General features: G+C 39.9%; 13 protein-coding genes. 3 read left to right on the top strand and 10 right to left on the bottom strand.

The window, feature by feature from the left end; translation table 11 throughout:
* Nucleotides 1-134: 134 nt before the first annotated feature.
* On the bottom strand, nucleotides 135-1,100 hold the full coding sequence (rfaD, locus tag LXL81_RS19760; RefSeq protein ID WP_234648491.1) for an ADP-glyceromanno-heptose 6-epimerase: 966 nt from the start codon (nucleotides 1,098-1,100) through the stop codon (nucleotides 135-137).
* A 188-nt stretch (nucleotides 1,101-1,288) separates the two neighbouring features.
* Here rfaD and LXL81_RS19755 point away from each other — a divergent pair, with 188 nt between their 5' ends.
* The 3 genes from LXL81_RS19755 to LXL81_RS19745 all read left to right on the top strand — a co-directional run bounded on the left by LXL81_RS19755 (nucleotide 1,289) and on the right by LXL81_RS19745 (nucleotide 3,612).
* On the top strand, nucleotides 1,289-1,708 hold the full coding sequence (locus tag LXL81_RS19755) for a 6-carboxytetrahydropterin synthase (protein WP_234648490.1): 420 nt from the start codon (nucleotides 1,289-1,291) through the stop codon (nucleotides 1,706-1,708).
* Nucleotides 1,709-1,710: 2 nt separating this feature from the next.
* Complete coding sequence (lpxB, locus tag LXL81_RS19750) at nucleotides 1,711-2,826, top strand: lipid-A-disaccharide synthase (RefSeq protein WP_234648489.1); 1,116 nt, start codon at nucleotides 1,711-1,713, stop codon at nucleotides 2,824-2,826.
* 144 nt (nucleotides 2,827-2,970) lie between these two features.
* Nucleotides 2,971-3,612 carry a response regulator transcription factor gene (locus LXL81_RS19745; protein WP_234648488.1) on the top strand — a complete coding sequence of 214 codons (642 nt, stop codon included), beginning with the start codon at nucleotides 2,971-2,973 and terminating at the stop codon, nucleotides 3,610-3,612.
* On the opposite strand, the gene LXL81_RS19740 is transcribed toward LXL81_RS19745, so the two are convergent.
* The 9 genes from LXL81_RS19740 to ccoS all read right to left on the bottom strand — a co-directional run bounded on the left by LXL81_RS19740 (nucleotide 3,609) and on the right by ccoS (nucleotide 13,756).
* Nucleotides 3,609-4,673, bottom strand: a complete 1,065-nt coding sequence (locus LXL81_RS19740; protein WP_234648487.1) for a response regulator — start codon at nucleotides 4,671-4,673, stop codon at nucleotides 3,609-3,611. The two genes, LXL81_RS19745 and LXL81_RS19740, sit on opposite strands and share 4 nt — an antisense overlap.
* Nucleotides 4,674-4,688: 15 nt before the next feature.
* Nucleotides 4,689-5,909 (bottom strand): PAS domain-containing sensor histidine kinase, encoded by a 1,221-nt coding sequence (locus LXL81_RS19735; protein WP_234648486.1) that lies wholly within the window; start codon nucleotides 5,907-5,909, stop codon nucleotides 4,689-4,691.
* 137 nt (nucleotides 5,910-6,046) lie between these two features.
* Nucleotides 6,047-7,411, bottom strand: coding sequence for an oxygen-independent coproporphyrinogen III oxidase (gene hemN, locus LXL81_RS19730; protein ID WP_234648485.1), 1,365 nt, complete (start codon nucleotides 7,409-7,411; stop codon nucleotides 6,047-6,049).
* 130 nt (nucleotides 7,412-7,541) lie between these two features.
* Nucleotides 7,542-8,249 (bottom strand): sulfite exporter TauE/SafE family protein, encoded by a 708-nt coding sequence (locus LXL81_RS19725; protein ID WP_234648484.1) that lies wholly within the window; start codon nucleotides 8,247-8,249, stop codon nucleotides 7,542-7,544.
* Complete coding sequence (locus LXL81_RS19720; RefSeq protein ID WP_234648483.1) at nucleotides 8,249-8,701, bottom strand: FixH family protein; 453 nt, start codon at nucleotides 8,699-8,701, stop codon at nucleotides 8,249-8,251. Before LXL81_RS19720 ends, LXL81_RS19725 begins: the two co-directional genes overlap by 1 nt.
* Before the next feature lie 47 nt (nucleotides 8,702-8,748).
* Nucleotides 8,749-10,170 carry a cytochrome c oxidase accessory protein CcoG gene (gene ccoG, locus LXL81_RS19715; RefSeq protein WP_234648482.1) on the bottom strand — a complete coding sequence of 474 codons (1,422 nt, stop codon included), beginning with the start codon at nucleotides 10,168-10,170 and terminating at the stop codon, nucleotides 8,749-8,751.
* Nucleotides 10,171-10,254: 84 nt separating this feature from the next.
* Nucleotides 10,255-11,286 (bottom strand): cbb3-type cytochrome c oxidase N-terminal domain-containing protein, encoded by a 1,032-nt coding sequence (locus LXL81_RS19710; RefSeq protein ID WP_234648481.1) that lies wholly within the window; start codon nucleotides 11,284-11,286, stop codon nucleotides 10,255-10,257.
* A gap of 75 nt (nucleotides 11,287-11,361) precedes the next feature.
* Nucleotides 11,362-13,512, bottom strand: coding sequence for a cytochrome-c oxidase, cbb3-type subunit I (ccoN, locus tag LXL81_RS19705; RefSeq protein WP_234648480.1), 2,151 nt, complete (start codon nucleotides 13,510-13,512; stop codon nucleotides 11,362-11,364).
* 70 nt (nucleotides 13,513-13,582) lie between these two features.
* The gene (ccoS, locus tag LXL81_RS19700) at nucleotides 13,583-13,756 is read right to left on the bottom strand and encodes a cbb3-type cytochrome oxidase assembly protein CcoS (RefSeq protein ID WP_234648479.1); all 174 of its coding nucleotides are present in this window, start codon (nucleotides 13,754-13,756) and stop codon (nucleotides 13,583-13,585) included.
* Nucleotides 13,757-13,872: the final 116 nt, after the last annotated feature.

Here is a 13,872-nt window from a genome sequence, read left to right as displayed (position 1 = left end):
TGGTTGTTATAGTACTAACACATAGAAATGATATTGAGTTTATAGATAGACTCAAAAATACGTAAAATTCCGGACAAAGTTATGACCGGGATCATAACTTGTATCCAGAATTCGATTATTCAGGCGGATGAATATCAGAGATAACTTCCCGAGGAAAGATAATCTTTCACATATTCACTGACTCCTTCTTCTAATGTATGAAACGGCTTTGTGTAACCAATGGAGTGCAATTTACTCATATTCGCCTGCGTAAAATACTGATATTTGTCACGAATATCCACCGGTGTATCAATAAAGGATATGTCCGGCGTTTTGTCCATGGCCAGGAAAGTATTTGTTACAAGATCTTTGAAAGTACGCGCTTTGCCGCTGCCCAGATTGTATATACCCGAATCTTTGCGGTGGTGCATGAAAAACAGACAAACCTCAATCAGATCCTTCACATAGATAAAGTCACGCATCTGTTCGCCGTCTTTAAAATCAGGATTATGCGAACGGAAAAGTTTCATTTTGTCAGTAGCCTTGATCTGGTTGAATGCATGAAAAATAACCGAAGCCATGCGTCCTTTGTGATATTCGTTTGGCCCGTATACGTTGAAAAATTTCAAGCCGGCCCAAAAGAATGGTTTTTTCTCCTGCCGCAATGCCCAGATGTCAAAATCGTTTTTAGAATCACCGTATGGATTTAACGGTTTCAGCTGGGGAATTAAGGATTCGTTATCGTCATATCCAAGTTCTCCCAATCCATAAGTGGCTGCTGATGAAGCATAAACCAATGGAATCTGGTATGCTACACACTTTTCCCAGATATGTTTGGAATAGTTAAGATTGAGTTCGTTAAAGATATTTACATCAAACTCTGTGGTATCCGTTCTTGCCCCGATGTGAAAAATGAATTCAACATCTCTGTTGTTTTGATCAAGCCATTCAAATAAAGAGTTACGTTCAACGCGTTCCTTAATTGTTTTTCCTTCCAGATTTTCCGCCTTTTCTATTTTTGAGAAATCATCAACGGCGATAATGTTACTAAAGCCTTCCTGGTTAAGTCTGCTGATCAGACCGCTCCCGATAAATCCGGCTGCACCTGTTACTATAATCATATTAGATTATTTGTTTAATGAGGTTAAACTGTAAAAAGAATGCCAGATAAGAGCAATTTTCACGTTCAATCTACTCCTGAAATTTTCTTTTTAAATTGTATTTTTTTGAGTTAACTGCTAATATTTTTACAAAACTACCGATACAAGATGTAATTTTGTAACATTATTAGAAAGGGAAGGGAAAATTTATGATTTACGTAACGAGAAAAGAGCATTTTAATGCAGCTCACCGGCTTTTTAACCCGGCATGGTCAGAAGAAAAAAATCAGGAGGTATTTGGGCCTTGTGCCAATAATAACTGGCATGGACATAATTTTGAATTAATAGTAACGGTAAAAGGTAAACCGGATCCGGATACAGGATTTGTGATTGATTTGAAAGTTTTGGGTGATTTGATTAAGGATAAGGTTGTTGATAAAGTTGATCATAAAAATCTGAATCTTGATGTGGATTTTATGAAAGACAAAATGGCTTCGTGTGAAATTTTTGTGACGGAGATATGGAAAATACTGGCTCCTGCAATTCAGGAAGTAGCACCGACGTCACAATTGCATTATATCAAACTGGTTGAAACACCGAAAAATTTTGTAGAATATTACGGCGAATAAGCATGAAATACTACCTCATTGCCGGCGAACGCTCGGGTGATTTACATGGTGCCAATCTGATGAAAGGCATAAAATCCAATGATCCTGATGCGCAGTTTCGTGGCTGGGGCGGTGATATGATGGAGGCGGAAGGAATGGATTTGGTAACGCATTATAAGGATACCGCATTTATGGGTTTTCTGGAGGTGGCGAAGAACATCCTGAAAATTACCGGCTTCCTGAAAAAATGTAAGAAGGACATTCTGGAATATAAGCCGGATGTCATTGTACTGATAGATTATCCCGGATTTAACCTGCGGATGGCTGCATTTGGTAAGAAAAACGGGTTTAAGATCTTCTATTACATTTCTCCGAAAGTCTGGGCGTGGAATCAGAAACGTGCTTTAAAAATCAAAGCAAATGTTGATCGCATGTTTGTCATTTTTCCCTTTGAAATTGATTTTTATAATAAGTTTGATTTCAAAGTAGATTATGTTGGCAATCCATTGATGGACGCCATTGAAGCTTTCGCGCCCGATCCGGATTTTAGAAAAAATAATAAATTAATTGATAGTCAGCCGGTTATTGCTTTGCTTCCTGGTAGCCGCAAGCAGGAAATCATTAATATGCTGGATCTGATGTTGACTGTTCAGCCACATTTTCCTGACTATCAGTTTGTGGTAGCTGGTGTAAGAAATCTTCCTGCAACTCTTTATGAAAAGTATGAAGCGTTGAACAACGTTTCCGTTGTTTATGAATCAACCTATGATTTATTGCATATTTCAGAAGCTGCACTTGTGACGTCAGGTACTGCAACTTTGGAAACTGCCCTGCTAAATATTCCGGAAGTTGTATGCTATAAAACAAGCGGATTTTCTTACGCCGTCGCTAAAAAACTGATTCGTGTGCCATTCATTTCTCTTGTTAATCTGATCACGGAAAAGGAGGTAGTCCGTGAACTTATTCAGGACGATTTGAATGAAAAACAATTGGTGGAAGAATTGAAATCAATTTTGAAAAGCGGAGAAAAGAGATCTGATCAGCTTGAAAATTATGCAAAGCTTCACAAGCTGGTGGGCGGGTCGGGAGCGTCACAAAAAACAGGAAAATTAATAGTAAAATATTTACAAAATTTGTAATATTACCTTGTAGGTATCCTGCTACGTAAATTCAGAAATTTTGCTACTTATTTCCTGGTATAAGCCAGTACCTTTGCAACTTGTGCCATAAATATCTGTCAAAAGTTATTTTTGACTGCCAAATCTCCATTAAAATAATTGATTATGAATCAGGTACTTTTGGTGAATCAGGAGTTGGGTACACATGCTGATTTGTGTTTGCTTTTCCAGGAAGGCGACTATGAAAATGTGGTGCTGGATGAAGTAGAAACCGGAAATGATGCATTAAGAAAAGTTGTCAACGATTCTTACGATTTGCTCATTTTGAATCTGGATCTGCCAAATACCAATATTCTTGGCCTTATCAACAAGATAAGACTGTTAAACCCGGTTTTGCCCATCCTGATTTTCTCCTCAGAAATTGAATATATTGTCATAAAACGTTATCTCACAAGTGGCGTGAATGGCTATTGTTTTTTTAGAAATAACAATATAAATGAGATTGTTAAGGCAGTAGGCGTCATCAGTAAAGGAAAATGGTATATAAGCCAGGAAATGTCTGATCTGATGGTTGAACAAGTTCTGTATAACAAAAAGGCAGATCGTTTTGACAGTCTGGATGAAAAGGAGTTTGAAATCTTTACACACCTGATCAAAGGAGAAACAGTCGCTAATATTGCAAAAATTATGGGCGTGCATATTCCAACAATTTCTGTATACAAAACCAGAATTCTGGATAAGCTCAGAATCACCAATCTGCTTGAACTGAAAAATATGGTAAACACATCTTTACTGATCGAAAATTAGTTTCGCATCCGGGAAAGTTTTTCGTAATCCAGAACCGTTATCAGGCTGCCTTTCATATCAACCAGTTTTTCTTCCTTAAAATCCGATAAAGTCCTGATCACAGTTTCCGTCGCCGTCCCGACCATAGAAGCAATATCTTCACGGGTAATGGCCATTGAAAATGGTTTGGACCGATCTTCCTGATATCGCTGAACAAGCATAACCAAGGCCTGGGCAACACGTTTCCTTACAGAATTGTAAGCCAATTGCAGCAAGCGCTCTTCCCGATCCTTGATTTCGTTAGAAAGCATCTTAATAAATTTCGTCGCCACTTCCCGGTTTCCCTGCAAAAGATTAAAAAAATCATCTTTAGGAATCATCGCCACTTCCGACTTTTCAAGAGAAATGGTTGTTTCCTGATACGATTCGCCCTGAAGTAAATCCAGATAACCAAAAAAATCACCTTCCTTGTACAACTCAGTAATGTACTCTTTCCCGTTATCGTTCGATTTGTAAGCTTTTACTTTACCTTTTTGCAGGAAAAAAACATTGGACGGGAAACTGCCTTCGGTATAAATGGTTTCCTTTTTTCTCAGTGTTTTCGTTTTTTTATCCTCAGCCAGTTTCGTGATCAGGTCAAAAGATTTTGCTTCGTGAATAAATTCGTCCAGGCCTTCTGCTGTGCGTGTAAATTGTCCTTTCAGACGCTCGCTTTTTTTGAGCCTGATTTCCACCGCATTTAACAATTCCACATCATCATACGGTTTTGTCAAATAATCATCCGCACCCATGGTCATTCCTTTGCGGTAATCATTTTTTTCAGCTTTTGCCGTTAAAAATACAAACGGGATATTGGCGGTGTGATCATCCTTACTGAGTAAATGAAGAACTCCATAACCGTCCAGCTCCGGCATCATGATGTCACAAATAATTAAATCCGGTTTTTCATGATGGGCAAGCTGAACCCCTTCCTTGCCATTGTGCGCAGTCAGAACGTGATAATTTGCAAGCTCTAAAATCTCAGCAGTATTTTCACGCATTTCCGGATTATCTTCAATCAGCAATATTCTTTTATTTTCCATTTTAGCTTCGATCTGTTAATTAGCAGGTAAGTGGTCCGGCAGTGTGATATTAAAAGTCGTTCCTTTGTTGACTGCACTTGAAAAAGAAACTTCACCTCCCATCAGGCTGACGTAATTTTGTACGATGTTGAGGCCCAAACCAGTTCCCTGCGCATTTCCGGCATTATTTGCGCGGAAAAAACGATCAAAAATGTGTGCTTGATCACTTTCTGGTATTCCAATACCCTGGTCAACAATTTCAAATAAAATCGTTTTCCCATCGGCCTTCACGTCAAAACGGATCAATTTTCCGCTATCCGAATATTTGATAGCATTGGAAAGTAGATTAAAGATTACGTTCCGAAGCAACTGTTTATCGATCCAAACGCCTTTATTACCTGAATGGGAAAATAAAATCGTTTGTCCTTCCTTACATAAACCTTTGATTTCTTCAATCAGCCCCTCGCAAAAATCGGGCAGCTCAGTATAAACAGGAACGCTGTGGATTCTTCCCTCTTCAAGTTTTCCTATCGACATAAAATCGTTTAAAATTTCTGTCAGATTGGTCACCGCAGATTTGATCCGCTGCACGTGTTTCTGCCTTTTGTCTTCTTCTTCGGTTTTAGCATATCTACCGATCAGGGAAGCTGAGGAAAGAATAGTAGCCAGCGGCGTGCGGAATTCATGGGAAGCAATGGTCACAAACTGACTTTTCATATTGTTCAGTTCTCGTTCTTTTTTCAAAGCACGCATGACTTCTTCCTGTGATTGTTCAATTTTACGTATTGCTTTTGCCAATTCTTCGGTACGTTGATTTACGCGTTCTTCCAGTTCTGCATTCAGCTTCTGAATTTCCTGATTTGCTTCCTGGATAATATTTTCCTGCTTTTTTCTTTCCGTTATATCAATAACAAAACTGACAACAAACTGGCCTTCACTTGTCTTAAACGGGCTCAAACTCACTTCGACAGGAAATTCACTCCCGTCTTTTCTTCTCGCATAGAGTTCAAGCGAATTCCCCATTCCGCGTGCATGAGGCGATTCCAGATAATGGTCGCGGTGGTGAACGTGTGCTTTTGTCAGCCTTCTTGGGATGAGACTTTCAATTTTCTGATTCACAAGTTCTGTGTCTTCATAGCCAAAAAGTTCGAGTGCCTTGGGATTCAACATCACAATTACTCCTTCTTTATTGACTACTACAATTCCTTCGGTGGCATGTTTAAAAAGTGCGTCGAGCATTTCAATGTGCCGTGTCATGGCTTGGGTATGTTTTTCTAAATAATTTGAACTTAACATACCAAGTTACAGGACATAGTTGAAGAGAACAAACGAACACAAAAGAATGATAGAATTGTTGAATGAGTGAATGATAGAATGCTGCCTCGAACTTCAACCTAAACTGTCTTGCTAAATTGGACTGTTGCAGATGATTCTGCCCATAGTTTTGCATCGAATGCCATACATACGTTTCTCACAAAGGCTTTCCCGGTATCTGTTACACGTAATTGATAAGGCTCAATTTCGACAAGTTCGTCAAACTGCAATTCTGATAATCTTTCCAGCGCTTTGTATAAATCGTCACAAACTTCGTCTTCATGCTTCCAGGATGTCTCAAACGAGGTCATAATCCGGAGAATATGTTTTCGCAAAATGAGATCATCTTTTGTCAGTTCGTGGCCTTTGATAATTGGTAAAATGCCGGCACTGATTTTCTCATAATAGGCCTCAACATTTTTTTCATTTTGAACATAACCCGTCCAGCTATCGCTGATCGAAGATGCACCCAAACCTATAAGCAGCTGCGTATGTGTGTCGGTATACCCCATGAAATTTCTATGCAAACGGCCGTTTTGCTGTGCTTTAAAAAGCTCGTCTGTTTCGAGTGAAAAATGATCCATGCCAATATCATGATACCCAGAAAGTTCCAGCGCATTTCTACCCGTTTCGTAAATCGCCATTTTTTTATCAGGATCCGGTAAATCGCTTTCGGTATATTTTCTTTGTCCTGGTTTTATCCATGGAATATGTGCATAACTGTAAAAGGCAATACGATCCGGACGCAGCTGTACAACACGCATTATTGTTTCCATCATCGTGCAGACTTTCTGCATAGGCAACCCGTAAACGATGTCGTAATTCACAGATGTGTAACCAATTTCTCTTGCTTTTTTTGTCAGATGCGATACCTGTTCAAAGGTTTGGTGGCGATTAATTACCGCAAGTACCAAAGGATTAAAGTCTTGAACACCAATACTTACCCTGCGAAAACCAACATTGAAAAGAGCTTGCAGATGTTCATCTGTCGTGTTGCCAGGATGTGCTTCAAAGCTGAATTGCGCTTTTGGATGAACATCGGCATTTTTCAATAAACCTTCAATCAATTTTGCCAGATTTTCAGGGCTGAAAAAAGTGGGTGTCCCTCCGCCAAGGTGAATTTCCCTGATTATTGGTTTGGTAGTATCAAAAATGGAAAAATACAATTCCCATTCTTTCAAAACTGCATTGATATATGTTTCTTCAACTTTATGATTAATCGTAATTCGGGTATTGCAGCCGCAGTAAGTGCATAGGCTCTCACAAAATGGCAGGTGTATATAAAGGCTGATTCCTTCTTTTTCGTTGGAAATTGTAAAAGCTTCTTTGGCTAGTTTTTTCCAGTTTTGTTCTGTTGGCGGCGTTTTTTGCCAGTACGGAACGGTTGGATAACTTGTATATCTTGGCCCGGGAGTATTGTATTTAAAAAGCAAATCCTTATCCATGGGTGTAGTGTTTTAATTAATTTCTATTTGTCAAAACTAGTTAGCTGCAAGGGCTAAAAACATGACAGAAATCAGCTTGAAAACTTACTTTTGGAAGGATTTTAGTGAATTGAGCGTTTGGAAAAGGTGATTATTTGCCGTGGCAGATGGTAATTGAACTACCATCGGAAGAATTATTAACCGGATATTCTATCATTATTCCTCTCATAACCAGTATGATACCCGCTATTGCAAGCATGATGGGTGTTAGTTTCCTGACATAAGAGCGGAGTGATGTCGAAAACCATTGTTTAAAAAAACCAACAGCCATCATGGCTGGTAAAGTGCCAATACCAAACATTAACATATACAAACCACCGCTGAAAGCATTTCCGGTTGCTATTGAACTGATCAGCGCAAGATAAACGAGGCCGCAGGGGAGTAATCCGTTTAAAATTCCCAGCAGAAAAAAGCTTTGCAATTTCCGGCTTCGCAGCATTTCACCCATTTGTTTTTTTAAATGCTGAATAAATTTCTGCCAGAATATTGGTAGATGAAAATAGTGAGCAAGCCGGGTGGGCCACAACACATAAAGCAACATCAGTATACCTGAAAAAATCGATAGATATCGTAAATAGCCAATCCAGGTAAAAGTAGAACCAACAGAGCCTAAAATAATTCCGAGCGAGGCATAAGTGAAAGTGCGTCCGGTATTATATAAAGTCAGACCTGAAAATTGCTGTAACTTGTTTCCTTTTTGAACCGGCAAAGCCAAAGCAATGGGGCCACACATGGCGATACAATGGAAACTGCTCAGCAATCCCATTGACAAGGCGAGGTATGGCAGTGCATTATTCATCACATTTCGGATTTTGTTATCACCACAACGCCTTCATTCCAGTAGGATTGTTTACCGTTTTTCCAGTCAATTTGTAAATAATAGCGACCGGCCTGAAGTTCTGACGCTGCTATCAACTGTTCATTATTTTGCATTTTAACCGGAAAACTACGGTCTTTTGTATTATCAGATGGACAATATAATCTGACAGTTCCGGTCAGGCTGTCTGCTAAAAATTCCTTTGGATAAATGATCACGATTCCCTGCGGTTCCACTTTCCAGGTCAGCGGATGGCGCAATCCTTTTGCCAGATTTACCTTATTTATTTTCTCCTGAAATCGTAATTCTTCTTCATAATACTGATCCGTCACCAGATCAATTTTCTGACTTGCGCTCATACCTACCAGCAAAAGTATCATGACCACAAATCCTGCATAGAGTAATGCAATGCCTGTTCCCCAGTTTAATTTCATGATGTTTTTTGTTTAGTTATTTCAAATATGAATTCGTATCACTTGAATCACTCTTCCGGTGCCATGAATGTAGTCTCAAAAGTTTCCAGTTTATCTTTCCCCTGAAAAACAGAAAGTATCAGTTTTGTTTTCCTGCTTTTTAATTCTGTTTTTGGTATGATTATAAAAAGTGTCCCTTCTGACATACCAGCTCCATCCAATGTCAGGTCTGGTTTACCCGCAAAAAGTAAAGTGCCTTTTGGAGATTCAAGATGAATGATGGGTTTTACGATCTGATTTGTTTTGTTGAAAATTTTGAAAGTATATAAATTACTGATCGTACCATCCTTGTTTTCAATATACTGACTACCTGGTGCCCGAAATAATGTAGTTTGAGTGTCATTTCTGGAAACGACCAGATACCCCAGCGCCGACCATAATAAAATGAGTACCACAATATATCCCCGCGTACGGTTTGTTATCAGTTTATTAACGCCGCTGACAATCGCATTTTCGGAAGTGTATTTTATCAAACCTTTGTCAAAACCGACTTTATCCATGATAGAGTCGCAGGCATCGATACAGGCTGTGCAGTTTACACATTCCATTTGCGTACCATTCCGGATATCAATTCCGGTTGGGCACACCGCCACACACTGAAAACAACTTACACAGTCTCCGGCGGTGCGGTCTAGCCCTTTATGCAGTTTTTCACGAGGTTCTCCACGTTTGTAATCATAGGCCACTACGATAGAATTTCTATCCGTAAGTACACCCTGCAACCGCCCATATGGACAAACGACTGTACAAGCCTGATCGCGCAGCCATGCAAAATTGAAATAGAAAACGATTGTAAAAATGATGATTCCCGAAAAGAGCGGAACATGCTGACTTATCGGTTCACTGATTATTTTTGATACTTCATCGACACCGATAATATAGGCTAAAAGCAGATTGGCAATCAGAAATGAGACCAGTAAAAATGAGAAATATTTAGCCCCTTTTTTAAGTATTTTATCCCGCTTCCAGGGGGATTTATTTAGTAATTTTTGTTTACCACTGTCGCCTTCAATAATGTACTCTATTTTCCGGAAAACCATTTCCATGAAAACAGTTTGCGGACAAGCCCAGCCGCACCACAAACGCCCGAATATGGTTGTGAACAGCACAATAAAAACCATAAAGGATAACATCGTAAGCCCAAAAAGCCAATAATCCTGTGGCCCGATGAATAAACCAAAAATGATAAATTTTCTTTCAAAGACGTTGAAAAGTAAAATCGGCTGGTTGTTATACTTCAAAAAAGGCGTTACAAATAATAATGTAAGAATAATGACTGTAAACCATATACGACGGTTGTGCCATAATCCTTTTGGTTTTTGCGGATAAAACCAATTCCGTTTTCCATCTTCGTTAACACCATTAAAATGATCCCGGAAGGAATCGTCAACAGGAGTTGTGGGAACCGGAATTGAATTTGGTGTAATCATTATATTCAGTCCAAAAGGACGTTAATTTTATTGTAAGAAGTCTTAAAAAGCACAGTAGATATACCCGGAATCGCAATTTTTCAACTATTTTATCGCAACCTTACTATTATCATCAACTTTGCCTTCTTCAAACAATTCTCCCTGCGGTTCCTTTGCGTTTGCCGGTTTGCTTCCTTTTAATGATAGTACGAAGCTTGCCACTTTTTGAATATCTGTTGGAGAAAGCTGTTTTTCCCAGGAGATCATGCCTTTTTCAGGAACGCCGTATTTAATTACCTTGAACAAGTTTTTGATACCTCCACCGTGCAGCCAATAGGGGTCTGTAAGGTTTGGCCCTACACCGCCGCCACCTTCCGTTCCGTGACAGGCAGTACATTTTTCCTGAAAAATAGTTTTACCACCATCTATTCCGGCCGTTTCAGTAAGCTGGGTAACGGTATTTTCATCCATACTGGAACCAACTTTTTCCAGGTAAGCTTTTTTCTCAATATCAGCCATAGCGATTTCTTTATCTAGCTCGGCGATTTGTGAATCGCCCATTCCGCTGAAATAGTAGGCTGAATAGACAATAGCAATTAAAACTGTGGCCAGAAATAAAGATTGCAGCCAGGGTGGCATACGGTTATCAAGTTCCTGGATTCCATCGTAGTCATGTCCGTCGATCAGGATTGTTTTTTCATCATTCAACGCAACGCCAAGTCCCGCGAATTTTTTAAGCCAGCTTGTTTTCGGTGCTGTTTCATGAGTTTTACCTGCAACTTGTTTTAAAACGGAAAGCGCATTTACCAGCAGAATAACCACTAAAACTGTAATGAAAAATAACAATCCTAAAAGTATGATTAGTAAAATGTCAGTACCTGAAAGTGCACGAAGTTCTTCCTTTGGTTCCTGAGCAAAAGCGGAAAATGAGCAAATCAAAAAAAATATAATTGATAAAATTCCTTTTTGAAGACTTCCGTCGTTAAAAGGAATATTTTTCATTTTGTTAATGGATTTGTTATCCAGTTTGAAAACATAAAAAAGAAGTACAACAAAAAAGACAAAAAATATGATGAGGGAAATGAGCGGAAAAATGCCCACACCTGCAATGGTTTCGAGATAGTTTCGGAATTTCATGATTAAATATTAGATGGTGAATATTATTTCGGACAAGCGTAGGGGCGACCCTCGTGGTCGCCCGAATCCCCGGAATTATTTATTCGTTTTTATATCCGTTCCAAGACGTTGCAGATAAGCAATCAGCGCAATAATTTCCTTGTTTTCATTGGCTTTGATCCCGCTCTGTTTCAATCTCGACTGAATTCCCAGTGCCTGTTTATGCAGTTCGGCATTGGCAATTTTATCATAACCCTTTTCATATGGAACACCCAGGGTTTGCATCGCACGGATTTTTCCAGGCGTTGAAGCAGTATCCAGATCATCTTCAAGCAACCAGCCATAACGCGGCATAATGGAACCTGGTGACATAGAAGTTGGATCTTCCATATGGTTGAAATGCCAGGAATCAGGATATTTTCCACCAATTCTGTGCAAATCCGGACCTGTACGTTTGGAACCCCATTGATGCGGGTGATCGTAAACAAATTCGCCTGATTTTGAATATTCCCCATAACGTTCAATTTCAGAACGGAAAGGACGGATCATTTGTGTATGACAAACATAACAGCCCTCACGAACATAAATATCACGACCCTGAAGTTCGAGTGGCGTATAAGGTTTTACACTTGCTATGGTCGGAACGTTCGATTCGATCATGAAGGTTGGAATCATTTCAATCATACCGCCAAGTGAAACGACGAGTAACGCCACGATTGTGATTGTTAAAGGTTTGCGCTCCAATAATCTCTGATGCCAGAATTCTTTTTTCTCGGCATGCCAAATAGCCGCCAGCGGCATTGCTTTCGCTTTTTCGTAAGGAACCAGATTGCCTTTTAATGCAGTCATCCACAAATTGTAGATCATCACCACAAAACCGATGATATACAACGTACCGCCCACACTTCTTAAAAAATAAAGCGGTGCAAGGGCTGTTACGGTTTCAAGGAAGTTAGGGTATTTCAATAAACCTTCCGGTGTAAATTCTTTCCACATAGAGCTTTGCACCCAGCCAGCCCAATACATAGGAATGGTATAGAACAAAATCCCTAATGTCCCGATCCAAAAATGGAAACTTGCCAGTTTGGTCGAAAACAGCGGTCGGTTATATAAACGAGGGAAAAGCCAGTAAAGCATACCAAATGTCAGAAAGCCATTCCAGCCTAACGCTCCTACATGTACGTGTGCTACGATCCAGTCGGTATAATGGGCGATGGCGTTTACATTTTTGAAAGCAAGCATTGGTCCTTCGAAGGTGGCCATACCATATGCGGTGATCGCAACAACGAAGAATTTCAAAACTACATCTTCACGAACTTTATCCCAGGCACCGCGCAAAGTCAAAAGTCCGTTCATCATTCCGCCCCATGACGGAGCAATGAGCATCACGGAAAAGACAGTTCCCAATGTTTGAGCCCAATCGGGCAAAGCTGTATAAAGCAAATGGTGCGGCCCGGCCCAGATATACAGGAAGATCAAAGACCAGAAATGGACAATGGAAAGTCTGTAAGAATAAATCGGACGGTTGGCTGCTTTTGGTAAAAAGTAATACATCAGGCCTAAATAAGGCGTAGTCAGGAAAAATGCTACCGCATTGTGTCCATACCACCACTGCACCAGAGCGTCCTGAACACCGGCATAAAGAGAATAACTTTTGAAAAGAGATACCGGAAGTTCAAGATTATTAACAACGTGCAGCATCGCAACGGTAACAAACGAAGCAATATAAAACCAGATGGCGGCGTAAATATGTTCCACGCGACGGTGAATGGTTGTCATGACCAGATTGGTAAGGCCTGATAACCAGACAATAGCGATGGCTATGTCAAGCGGCCATTCCAATTCGGCGTATTCTTTTGCGCTTGATAATCCCATCGGCAAAGTGATGGCTGCACCAATGATAATAAATTGCCAGGCCCAGAAGTGAAATCTACTAAGAACAGGGCTCCACATGGGTGTGCGTAATACCCTTGGTGCTGAGTAATATAAACCGGTAAAAAATCCATTTCCTACAAATGCAAAAATCACGGCATTGGTATGAAGAGGCCGGATCCGGCTGAAGGTGGTGTAGGGTAGATCCATGTTTAAATTCGGAAATACCAGCTGGAAGGCGGCCAGCAGACCGACAAGCATACCGATAAGTCCGAACAGGATTGTCGCGATAGCAAAGTTTCTTACGATTTTATTATCATATTGAAACTCGTCCAGCTCAATGGATGCGATACCTGGATTGGGAAGGTTTGACATAATTTTGAGAGCAGAATGGTGAATAGAATTGGGAAATATTGGGGGTAGCGTAAGATTAATTGTTTATAAATCAGGAAGGTTTTTTTGCAGGATTTTCAGTTGTAATGGCATCATCCAGAAGTATGCGCATGGCAGGTGTGCAATCATCATCAAAGTGACCTTTCCGGACTGACCATATAAAGGTGCTGAGAAAAGCTAATGCTACGAACAGACTGACAAGAATCAAAACATAAAGGGCGCTCATAGAAATTTACTTTTACTTTTTATTTGATAATCAGAAGGTTGTGATGGATTGGTCCGCTGATTTTCATGAATCAAAACTACCTGAGTTGCTGGCGTCAAACGATGATTTTTGAATGG

The sequence above is a fragment of the Dyadobacter sp. CY356 genome (assembly GCF_021440195.1).
Taxonomy (GTDB): Bacteria; Bacteroidota; Bacteroidia; order Cytophagales; family Spirosomataceae; genus Dyadobacter.
This window is presented reverse-complemented; position numbering and strand designations above follow the sequence as displayed.